Raw genomic sequence first — 2,334 nt, forward strand, 5'->3', positions numbered from 1 at the left:
GCGAAAACGAAAAAATTCGTTTGTCTGCATGTACTTTTGGTAGGGATAATAGTTTCGTTGGGTATTAACTCAAAGGAGGATTTACAGAAGATTGTTGAATGGTAGTCTGTGGATGGGAGCTGAGTGATCTTTTAAGTAAGTTGGACATCGTATTTTTTAAAACTAAGGGAGCAGATGACAATGAACAAACTTAGGCAGGTTCGGAACTACTCTCGCAATCTCTCGGATTGCTCGATGCTAACGCATTCGGACAACAAGCGGGTATACGGCTACGCTTCGCATAAATTTGCTATCTACAAGCTTTACATATCCCCAGAACTTTATATGAAAATGCCAGAACACGCCTTGGCATTTGGAAGTGCCCCATAATTATGATCATAACGCATGGCAGAACCTGGAGAAATGTTAAGAGTGCAACAGCAGAGGAGATTAGAAACCATCTTCTAGAACACGGTGGAATTGAAGAAGAGGTCAAGAGTGCCCCGGAAGCATGGCGGATTAAGTTCTCAGACTCCACTTTTACCTATTACAAGAAAGGCACGCTTTATAGCACACCTTCAAATTCTAACGATCCCGCAGTATTTGAAGCATGGGAATATATAGAGTCTTTAGCGGGCTCTGCTTATGTTCTCCCAACAAAAGATTTTCTTATAGGTTTGGACGAGACAGGGAAAGGAGAAGTTATAGGGCATACGATCCTTACTGGAGTGGTTTTTCCAAAAGAGATATTTAAGAGGGTTGATTTATTGGTAGCTACTGCAGACACAAAAAGAAGGCATAAGTTTGAGTACTGGGATGCAATTTTTAAAAATTTGGACCATTTGAGAACCTCAGGATTGGATTTTATCATTGAAAAAGTCCCGCCATGGCATGTGGATAGATACAACCTGAACAAAATAATGGACGTTAGCTACCAACGAATCCTGTCTGTTTTATTCAGGAAAGCTGATGTGAGCCGTTGTAGAATTGTAATAGATGATTATGGGATTGGAGCTACGCTTAGACGATTTTTAAATTTTTTAGCGAAGCAAGGCGCAGAAGTAATAGTAAGTAAGCATTCCGAGGACAAATATCTTGAGGCAAAAACTGCTTCTTTAATCTCTAAAAGGGTACGAGAAGCCGTCATAAAAGCAATCAATGAAAATCCGGAGTTCCAAATAGATGGTTTATCAGTTGGCTCAGGAAATGCAGGTGATATACAAACATCAGAATGGCTCAAGAGATGGTATTCCACAAAGAGGCAATGGCCATGGTTCGTTAAGAGGTCATTTAAGAACGTCAGGGAGATAGAAGGGAGGAAAGGTGAACCAGAGAAGATAACACCACCGATTAAAGAAGAACTATTATCAAGAGAGTTTTTAGTGGAGTTTAACAGGGGGCATCTCTCTATACGATCACTTTCTCTTGTATGTCCACATTGTGGAGCGATAAACAAGGCAATCTCTTACGCTATATCTAAAGCGAAATGCCCTTCCTGTAACGAATTTATTGACGATGAAAGCCTAAGCCTAACTCTCAGATACTATTGTGGCTATATCGTACCGGATAGCAATATAATTATGCGTGGTTTATTATCAAAAGACCTCGAGAATGCGAAATTCTTTGAAGGTTTTACCATAGTCATTCCCCCTGTTGTTAGAAAGGAATGCGATACTCCTGACGGTAAGAAAGAGTTTGAGCGATTGGCAAAATTCACATCAATAGGGCGAATAAAATTAGAGACGCCGGGCAGAGTTGAGGATATTCCAGCTAATTTATCAAGCATCGAGCGAGATGAAATGATTATAGAATATGTTTTGGAATACAACTCTATATTCATTACGGCTGACAACCAAATGAAAGCACAGGCGGTATCGAAAGAGTTATTCACAATTTTTGTATGAAGACCTTGGCGGGTTCTGGCACTCGGACTCGATCATATCAACACTTCGGCTTACACCCAAATGCCTTCGCAACTTTTATAGGGATGCTATGTAAATTGTAACAAACGGGATTCAACTTAAACTTGAGTAAGCGATTACATTATTACGGCTCTTTGAAGTTGAAAGTACCAGAACTGGAATAACTCCCCATCCAACTTGTGGTTTGTGGTCCTCTCCAAATCTGAACGAATTTAACAATCTTCGTGAAGTATTTTAACCCCCCACCACCAAAATAACAGCCTTTGGACCTGGAATAAGCCCTTTTATAGTCCTTATCTTTTAAAACTACCCTCTTATACTTCTTTCTGAACCTGTTAATATCCACCGTCAAATTGGTAATATCTACAATTATTATCGTTTTTACGCTCTTTCGCTTTCCACACACGGCGTTTACGGTTATCAACACCATATC

General features: G+C 39.9%; 2 protein-coding genes. One reads left to right on the plus strand and one right to left on the minus strand.

The annotated features are described in order from the left end of the window. Positions 1-371: 371 nt before the first annotated feature. Entirely contained in the window at positions 372-1,883 is a 1,512-nt protein-coding gene (locus J7J01_05145; GenBank protein ID MCD6210266.1) for a hypothetical protein, read from the plus strand. A 142-nt stretch (positions 1,884-2,025) separates the two neighbouring features. On the opposite strand, the gene J7J01_05150 is transcribed toward J7J01_05145, so the two are convergent. Further along, a partial coding sequence (locus tag J7J01_05150) for a hypothetical protein (protein MCD6210267.1) occupies positions 2,026-2,334 on the minus strand: 309 nt, incomplete at its 5' end.

This window comes from Methanophagales archaeon (assembly GCA_021159465.1).
In the GTDB taxonomy this organism is placed as follows: Archaea; Halobacteriota; Syntropharchaeia; order Alkanophagales; family Methanospirareceae; genus G60ANME1.

Bases quoted from the DNA above. Each gene is read 5' to 3' on its own strand.
- J7J01_05145 (MCD6210266.1), top strand. From the start codon at position 372: ATGATCATAACGCATGGCAGAACCTGGAGAAATGTTAAGAGTGCAACA.